The organism is Pseudomonas sp. FW300-N2A2, assembly GCF_017351735.1.
GTDB lineage: Bacteria > Pseudomonadota > Gammaproteobacteria > Pseudomonadales > Pseudomonadaceae > Aquipseudomonas > Aquipseudomonas migulae.
On the sequence record NZ_JACNDU010000009.1, the window covers coordinates 188,437 to 196,712 of the forward strand.

The 8,276-nt window shown below is 60.9% G+C and carries 8 protein-coding genes and 1 pseudogene; 4 read left to right on the plus strand and 5 right to left on the minus strand.

Features of this window, described 5'->3' with window-relative positions; genetic code table 11:
* Positions 1 to 257: 257 nt before the first annotated feature.
* From J4E42_RS14995 to J4E42_RS15010, 4 genes are all read right to left on the minus strand, one after another.
* Positions 258 to 1,556, minus strand: coding sequence for an NAD(P)/FAD-dependent oxidoreductase (locus tag J4E42_RS14995; RefSeq protein WP_008037879.1), 1,299 nt, complete (start codon positions 1,554 to 1,556; stop codon positions 258 to 260).
* A 60-nt stretch (positions 1,557 to 1,616) separates the two neighbouring features.
* Complete coding sequence (locus J4E42_RS15000) at positions 1,617 to 1,790, minus strand: DUF3094 domain-containing protein (RefSeq protein ID WP_008028730.1); 174 nt, start codon at positions 1,788 to 1,790, stop codon at positions 1,617 to 1,619.
* Between the two features lie 68 nt (positions 1,791 to 1,858).
* The gene (locus J4E42_RS15005) at positions 1,859 to 2,386 is read right to left on the minus strand and encodes an MOSC domain-containing protein (protein WP_008028728.1); all 528 of its coding nucleotides are present in this window, start codon (positions 2,384 to 2,386) and stop codon (positions 1,859 to 1,861) included.
* The gene (locus J4E42_RS15010) at positions 2,383 to 3,009 is read right to left on the minus strand and encodes a DUF1780 domain-containing protein (RefSeq protein WP_032828736.1); all 627 of its coding nucleotides are present in this window, start codon (positions 3,007 to 3,009) and stop codon (positions 2,383 to 2,385) included. Before J4E42_RS15010 ends, J4E42_RS15005 begins: the two co-directional genes overlap by 4 nt.
* A 234-nt stretch (positions 3,010 to 3,243) precedes the next feature.
* Here J4E42_RS15010 and J4E42_RS15015 point away from each other — a divergent pair, with 234 nt between their 5' ends.
* The 4 genes and pseudogenes from J4E42_RS15015 to J4E42_RS29735 all read left to right on the plus strand — a co-directional run.
* Entirely contained in the window at positions 3,244 to 4,611 is a 1,368-nt protein-coding gene (locus J4E42_RS15015; RefSeq protein WP_207285530.1) for an aromatic acid/H+ symport family MFS transporter, read from the plus strand.
* Entirely contained in the window at positions 4,608 to 5,813 is a 1,206-nt protein-coding gene (locus tag J4E42_RS15020; RefSeq protein ID WP_207285531.1) for a benzoate/H(+) symporter BenE family transporter, read from the plus strand. Before J4E42_RS15015 ends, J4E42_RS15020 begins: the two co-directional genes overlap by 4 nt.
* 17 nt (positions 5,814 to 5,830) lie before the next feature.
* Entirely contained in the window at positions 5,831 to 7,099 is a 1,269-nt protein-coding gene (locus tag J4E42_RS15025; protein ID WP_207285532.1) for an OprD family porin, read from the plus strand.
* Between the two features lie 242 nt (positions 7,100 to 7,341).
* Positions 7,342 to 7,743 (plus strand): annotated as a pseudogene (locus J4E42_RS29735) (methyl-accepting chemotaxis protein); the annotation flags it as partial.
* Positions 7,744 to 7,752: 9 nt separating this feature from the next.
* On the opposite strand, the gene J4E42_RS15035 reads toward J4E42_RS29735, so the two are convergent.
* Entirely contained in the window at positions 7,753 to 7,992 is a 240-nt protein-coding gene (locus J4E42_RS15035) for a DUF2790 domain-containing protein (RefSeq protein WP_008028718.1), read from the minus strand.
* Positions 7,993 to 8,276: the final 284 nt, after the last annotated feature.

Consider the following 8,276-nt stretch of genomic DNA (forward strand, 5'->3'; position numbering starts at 1 on the left):
GTGGAGAAGCGCGGCCGGGTGCCTTGCTCGGATGTGGCCATTTAACGGGCGAGGTGTATCGCTGCTGTGTCGCGCAAGGGGGAGTTTGTAAGCGAAGGGGGAAAATCGCGGGGGGAGGTACAGTAAGACACGGATCTCCAAATCAGTGGAGATCAAATGTGGGAGCGAGCCTGCTCGCGAAGCGGTGTGTCAGCCAACTCATGTGGTGACTGACACTCCGCTATCGCGAGCAGGCTCGCTCCCACAGGGGATGGTTATTAGTGCAGCTTGAGGCGCGGCTCAGTCCCGCGGCCAATCTTGCTGCCCAGCATCAACATCGCCGTGCGGAACGCGCCATACAGCGCCATCTGGTGCATGCGGTACAGCGACACATAAAACATCCGCGCCAGCCAACCCTCGAGCATCACGCTGCCGGTCAGGTTGCCCATCAAGTTACCCACAGCCGAAAAACGCGACAGCGAAATCAACGAGCCATAGTCGGTGTACTTGTACACAGGCAAAGCCTTGCCTTCGATCCGCAGCTTCAGCGATTTGGCCAGCAACGACGCCTGCTGATGTGCAGCCTGGGCGCGCGGCGGCACATTGCGATCGGTGCCCGGTTGCGGGCAGGCCGCGCAGTCACCGAAGGCGAAGATGTTCTCGTCGCGGGTGGTTTGCAGGGTCGGCAGCACTTGCAGCTGGTTGATGCGGTTGGTTTCCAGACCGTCGATGTCCTTGAGGAAACCCGGCGCACGAATCCCGGCGGCCCAGACTTTCAGGCTGGCGTTGATCACTTTGCCGTCGGCGGTGATCAGGCTGTCGGCGGTCACTTCGCTAACGGCCGCGTTGGTCATGACATTGACCCCGAGTTTCTCCAGGGTTTTATGCACAGGCCCGCCAATGCGTTCCGGCAATGCTGGCAGCACCCGTGGACCGGCTTCGATCAAGGTGATGTGCATGTTCTCCGGTTTGATCCGGTCCAGACCGTAAGCCGCCAGTTCATGCGCGGCGTTGTGCAGTTCGGCGGCGAGCTCGACGCCAGTGGCACCGGCGCCGACAATCGCGACGCTGATCCGCTGCACCACATCCGTCTGCCCGGCGTGCGCGCGCAAATAGTGGTTGAGCAGTTGCTGGTGGAAACGCTCGGCCTGTTTGCGCGTGTCGAGGAACAGGCAATGTTGCGCCGCGCCCAGGGTGCCGAAATCGTTGGTGGTGCTGCCGACGGCGATCACCAGCGAGTCGTACGGCACTTCACGCGCCGGCACCAGTTCCAGACCGGCTTCGTCATAGGTGGCGGCCAGCTGGATTTTTTTCTGTGCCCGATCAAGCCCGCTCATGCGCCCCAGCTGGAACTCGAAGTGGTTCCATTTTGCCTGGGCAACATAGTTGAGTTCGTCTTCGGAAGAGTTCAGGGAACCGGCCGCCACTTCATGCAACAGCGGTTTCCAGATGTGGGTCAGGTTCGCGTCGACCAGCATCACACTGGCCGTGCCGCGCTTGCCCAGAGTCTTACCCAGGCGGGTAGCCAACTCCAGACCGCCGGCGCCGCCGCCAACGATGACAATACGATGAGTCATGGGGATATCTCGCAAGGCTAAAAGAAATCGGTGCAATTACCCGAGCGAGCGCGATGCAGCTCATAGCGTCAGGTAACTGATAAATCGGCTCAACAGGCCCAGGCCAATAGTCACTGCCAGCACCACCACCAGGAGCATCCACGGCCGGAAAGGCCGGCGCTCGACTCGGTGCTGGGACAGGTGCAGGTACTCTTCGACATGCTTTTGGTCGTCGGGGTTCAGGCGGCTGGTCATATCGGGCCTCGTCAGGGGTAGACGTTGCTGAATGTGGGGAAGCTACATGCGGGCGGCGGTGTAACACATCAGCCCGCATTGAACGGAGCATAGCCGCTCGCTGGAACAGGCTCGACGCTGACCGTATCGTCCAGGCGAATGATTCCACTTTGTAACACTCGGGCGGTGATTCCGCCATGTCCGCGAACGGCCTGAAAGGTGCCGGGGCCGAGGTTGTTTTGCAGGCGCGCGCAGGGCTGACACCAACCGGTGGTTTCGAAAATCGCCTGGCCGATTTTGAAACGGCGACCCTTTAGGCTGAACAGGTTGATCCCACTGATAACGAGGTTGCGCCGCAAATCATTAGGCAACAGCGGATTATCTTCCGAGCGGCCCATCAGCGAGTTGATCACCGCCAGATGCTCCCACTGAATCAGCGTCACCTGCCGCGCATTGCGCACACCGGGGCGGGCGCGATCGCCGGTCAACCCGGCCTCGAGTCGTGCCTCCACGGCCTCCAGTTCTATCATCGGCACGTGTGGCTGCGGGCGCACGCCGATCCAGCGTACGCGGCCGGTTTGCGGGACTTCAGCGATCAGTTCCTGCAACGGACTCACAGGCTGATCCCGACATCAAAGACGATGCTGCGACCGAGGTTGCTGCGCAGGAAATCCGGAGCATCGGGATGCGCAAATAAAACACGGGCGAAGGTCGGCCCCACCAGCGACAACGAGCGCCAGCCCTGACGCAAGTATTCGGTGGGCGGCGGGAAATGGCTATTGAGGTCGAGCACTTCGCGCTTGAGGCTGGCGAAGGCGATGATGTCCAGTTCGCCCAGGTCCATGCCGCGCTCTTTGTAGTTGTGCGCTTTTTTGCGCAAGGTCGGCGCCAGTCTCAGCAGGAATTCATTGGCCGGAATGCGCCTGGGTTTGGCTTCGCGACGCACCAGCGAACTCAGCGAAAACGCACTGCGTCGGCGTTGCAGTTCATCGCGCCACTCATCGTTGAGGCGCCGGCCTTCGTCGAGCACGAAAAACACTTCGAAATTCGCCTCGCGAAACAGCACGTCCGGCGGCTCCCCGGCGGGCGCGAATTCGTCGGTGCGGTAAGGAATGTTCAGCCCTTGCAGCAGGCGCTGGCACACCCAACGCTCACGCTCCCATTTGCGGGCATTGGAAAGAAACGCGTTGGCTTGCTCGGCCGCAATGGTCAGCAGGCGTAAGTAATCTGAGTCATCCATAGGCCCAAGCTTAGCGTTCAAATGCGTTCGCAAAGAAGACAGTTTGTCGGAGAAGAGCAAAAGCCTGTCACGCCATTGCCCCATCCCCCGCCCGTTTCAGGGCCCTGCACAAAACGGATAGCGATCTGCGCAAAGCGGATATTGCCCCGCGCCTGGCAGCTTTACCCTCGGCTTTACGGGACGTTAGCCGCTTTACCGACGTTCTGAATAAAACAACAACAAGAGATGAATGCCATGCGCAAGATCGACGTACATGAGGTTATCGACAACGCTCGATTCAACCGCTTCCACTGGATGGTGCTGTTCTGGTGTGCCCTGATCATCATTTTCGACGGTTACGATCTGGTGATCTACGGCGTGGTGCTGCCGATGCTGATGAAGGAGTGGGGGCTCAGTCCCTTGCAGGCCGGCGCGCTGGGAAGTTACGCATTGTTTGGAATGATGTTCGGCGCGCTGTTTTTCGGCCCGCTCTCGGACAAGATCGGCCGCAAGAAAGCCATCACGATCTGCGTGATGCTCTTCAGCGGTTTTACCGTGCTCAACGGTTTTGCCCGCAACCCCACCGAGTTCGGCCTGTGCCGGTTCATCGCTGGCCTGGGTATCGGCGGGGTGATGCCCAACGTCGTGGCGCTGATGAACGAGTACGCGCCGAAGAAGATCCGCAGCACGCTGGTGGCGATCATGTTCAGCGGCTACTCCGTGGGCGGCATGCTCTCGGCGGGACTGGGCATCGTGCTGATCCCGAGCTTCGGCTGGCAGTCGGTGTTTTACGTCGCGGTGCTGCCGTTGGTGTTATTGCCGCTGATCATGTACTTCCTGCCCGAGTCGGTGGGTTTCATGCTGCGTCAGGGACGCAATGAAGAGGCGCGGGCCATTCTTCAACGGGTCGATCCGGAGTACGTCGCGCAGTCCGGCGATCAACTGCACATGAGCGAAGTGAAGGGCACCGGCACCCCCGTGCTGCAACTGTTTCGCGAGGGGCGCGCACTGCGCACGCTGATGTTGTGGCTGGCGTTTTTCTGCTGCTTGCTGATGGTTTACGCCTTGAGTTCCTGGCTGCCGAAACTGATGGCCAACGCCGGTTACAGCCTGGGTTCGAGCCTGTCGTTCCTGCTGGTGCTCAACTTCGGCGCCATTTTCGGCGCGGTCGGTGGCGGCGTGCTGGGTGACAAACTGAATCTGCCGCGGGTGTTGGCGGTGTTCTTCGCCGTGGCCGCCGTGTCGATCACCTTGCTCGGTTTCAACAGCCCGATGCCGCTGCTGTACCTGCTGATCGCCATCGCCGGCGCCACCACCATCGGCTCGCAGATTCTGTTGTACGCCTGCGCCGCGCAGTTCTACTCCATGACCATTCGCTCGACCGGTCTGGGCTGGGCCTCGGGCATCGGACGCAACGGCGCGATTGTCGGGCCGCTGCTGGGCGGTGCATTGCTCGGGATCAGCCTGCCGCTGCAACTCAACTTCATGGCGTTTGCCTTGCCCGGCGCGGTGGCCGCGATTGCCATGACCGTGTTTGCGATCAGCAGTCAGCGCAGTCACAGGCAAGCGCTGTCGGGCCTGCGCAACGGTTCGCCAGACGGGTCTGTCGGCGAAGCTTCATGAAAACGTTTGTCCGGGATTTTTCCCTGTCGGCGGCCGTCGCCGGATTTATCGCCACGGTGATTTCCTATGCCGGCCCGTTGGTGATTATTTTCCAGGCGGCCGAGACCGCACACCTGTCGCGGGAAGTGTTGTCGTCGTGGGTCTGGGCGATTTCCATCGGCAGCGCGGTGCTCGGCATCGGTTTGAGCCTGCGTTACCGCGTGCCGGTGATCATCGCGTGGTCGGCGCCGGGCTCGGCATTGTTGGTGGCGCTGTTGCCGGGGATCTCGATGCCGGAGGCGGTGGGCGCGTACCTGGTCAGCAGCCTGATCATTTTCCTGGTCGGGGTGTCGGGGGCGTTTGACCGGATCATCGGCAAACTGCCGGCGGCGATTGCGGCGGCGATGCTGGCGGGGATTCTGTTCAGTTTCGGCACCGGGTTGTTTGTCTCGTTGCAGGGCAAACCGTTGCTGGTGCTGGCGATGTTTGCCACGTACCTGATCTGCAAACGGCTGATGCCGCGTTATGCGGTGGTGATGGTGCTGCTGGTGGGCTGCTCGATGGCGTTTCTCGGCGGTGATTTGCACAGCGAAGCGCTGGTGATCGGGTTGGCCACACCGGTGTGGATCACGCCCGTGTTCAGCCTCAGCGCGACGCTGAACATTGCCTTGCCGTTGGTGATGGTGGCGCTGACCGGCCAGTTCGTGCCCGGCATGGCGGTGTTGCGGGCCAGCGGTTACGCGACGCCGTCCGGCCCGATCATCGCCAGCAGTGCGTTGGGCACGGCGCTGTTGGCACCGTTCGGTTGCCACGGGCTGAATCTGGCGGCGATCACCGCAGCCATTTGTACCGGTCGCGAGGCCCATGAAAACCCCGGCAAGCGCTACGTGGCCGGGGTGGTCGGCGGGCTGTGTTACCTGCTGCTGGGCATCTTCGGCGCCACCCTGGTTTCGCTGTTTTCGGCGTTCCCCAAAGAGCTGATCGCGGCGCTGGCCGGGCTGGCGCTGTTCGCCGCGATTGCCGGGGCACTGGCCGGCGCAATGGCGGTGCCGAGTGATCGCGAAGCCGCGCTGGTGACCTTCCTCACCACCGCTTCGGGCATGTCGTTGTTGGGTTTGTCCGCGGCTTTTTGGGGACTGATTTTCGGCATGGTCACCCATGTGTTGTTAAACGCCCGTCGCGAAAGCGCGGCGGCTGAAGCACTTCCAACTGTCGATCAATAAAAATAAGAGAAAAAACGATGAAACAGATTCTTCCAACAACCGGTTCCGTGTTGTCCATGGCGCTCGTCTCGGGTTTCTCCACCGGTGCGATGGCGGCAGAGGGCGGCTTTATCGAAGACACCACGGCCACCTTGCAGGCACGCAATTACTACTTCAGCCGGGACTTCTCCGACATCGTCGGGGCGAACAAACAGTCGAAGGCCGAAGAGTGGGCGCAGGGCTTCATCCTTAACGTCAAATCCGGCTACACCCAAGGGCCTGTCGGTTTTGGTGTGGATGTGATCGGCCTGCTCGGCCTCAAACTCGACAGCAGCCCGGATCGGGTCAATACCGGTTTGCTGCCGGTCAAGGATGACGGGCGCGCGGCAGATGATTACAGCCGTCTCGAAGCTGCGCTGAAGGTGCGTTACTCCAAAACCGAGCTGAAGGTCGGGGAGTTGCAACCCAACCTGCCGGTGCTGGCGTTCAGTGATATCCGCCTGCTGCCGCCCAGCTATCAAGGTGCAAGCATCAGCTCCAATGAGATCAATGGCCTGACCTTGCAAGGCGGTCACTTGAACACGACCAGCCTGCGCAACGAGGCGGGCGACGAGAAAATGCAGGCCATGCTCGGCCACGTGCCGCAGCGCCAGGTCAGCAGTGATGGCTTCAACTTTGCCGGCGCCGATTACGCCTTCAACGATAAACGCAGCTCGGTCAGCGCCTGGTTCGGGCAACTGGAAGATATCTACAACCAGCGTTTTCTCGGTCTCAAGCACAGCCAGCCGATGGGTGACTGGACCCTGGGCGCCAACCTTGGTTATTACGATTCGCGCGAAGACGGCAAGAAGCTGTTGGGCAACATCGATAACCAGGCGTTCTTCTCGCTGCTGTCGGCCAAGCGCGGTGGTCACACGTTTTATGTCGGTTATCAGGGGATGTTCGGTGACAGCGCATTCCCGCGTGTCTTCGCCAACATCTCGCCGCTGGGCAACGAGGTGCCGACCTACGAGTTTGCCTTTACCGACGAACGCTCCTGGCAGGCGCGTTACGACTACGACTTCGCCGCCCTCGGTGTGCCGGGGCTGACCAGCACCGTGCGTTACATTTCCGGTAATAACGTCGACACAGGGCAAGGGTTCGAGGGCAAGGATCGCGAGCGTGATCTCGACCTCGGCTACGTGCTGCAAAACGGCAGCCTCAAAGGCCTCGGGATCCGGGTGCGCAACGTGATGGCCCGTTCCAACTACCGCAGTGATATCGACGAAAACCGCCTGATCCTCAGTTACACCTGGACGCTGCTATGACCATTGAAAAAGAACAACTGCCTTACAACATCGGCTTGCAGGTCAAGCTGGAGCAATTGACCGAGTCGGTGCTGCAAACCGAGGAAGACATGCGCTTTGCCAATCAACTGGCGCGCACGGCCGGCGATCGGGTCAAGGCGAGTGCGCAGAGCATGCAATCTTCGGCCAGTGTGCTGGAGGACCTGAACCTCTACATGCAGCGTCTGGATCAGGTGTTCGATGAGCTCGGCAGTCAGTCGATGCGCATCGGTGCGATTGTCGGCAGCATCCAGGACATCGCCCGTCAGACCAATCTGCTGGCGCTCAACGCGGCAATCGAGGCGGCGAGGGCGGGCAGTCATGGCCGAGGGTTTGCGGTGGTCGCCGATGAGGTGCGCAATCTCTCGCGTCAGGCTGCGGACTCCAGTGCGCAGATCCGGCAAATCGCCACGGGGCTGGAACAGTCGGCGGAGCATGCACGCCAAGGGATTCAGCAGTTATCCGGCTCCACCCGTCTGGGGCTGGAAAAGGCTGGAGTGGCTTTGCATTCGATGGGGGAATTGCAAAGCGGTGCGGTGGCCAGAGTCGAGGTGGTCGAGCGGATCATGGCGCGTTTGGCCGGCCTGCATGATTTGGCGTTGCAGGCGAAACGGCTGATCGTGTGATGCCTGGTGTTACAGGTTGCTTGTGCAGTTGCCCATGACTTGGTAGGTCACGCGATGGGTCTGGCCCTGATGGTCGATGTAGACCATGGTTGCCGGCACGACGTCGCACGCGGTTGCGGTGTCGGTCACGGAAACCACCTTGGCGATGTCCAGCGGTTGCGCCGGGTCGTACGGGGTGGCAGCGGGTTCGCTGGCGGCCATGGCTGAGGTGGCGATCAGGGTCAGAAACAGGGTGCTCAGGGTTTTCATTTTTGTGTGCTCGGTGTTGGTTTTGATGCTTGAAGTTTAGTCCTTGGTGGTGATGGATAAAGGGGGCTGGGGCTGATTCAGCTTTGCAGGAAACGTAACAATGGGGGCATATCCGTTTCTTCGGTGAGGGCGGCTATTGGTTTCGCTCTTACAGCGAGTCACTTTGGAAAAGCCCCAAAGTAACCAAAGGGCTCTTGCCCCTTTCGTTCGGTGCCTCGCCTAGGCTCGGCATGCCCTCGCTCCGGTCCTGCTCCGTGGGCCCGCCGCGATCGGCCATCCCTGGC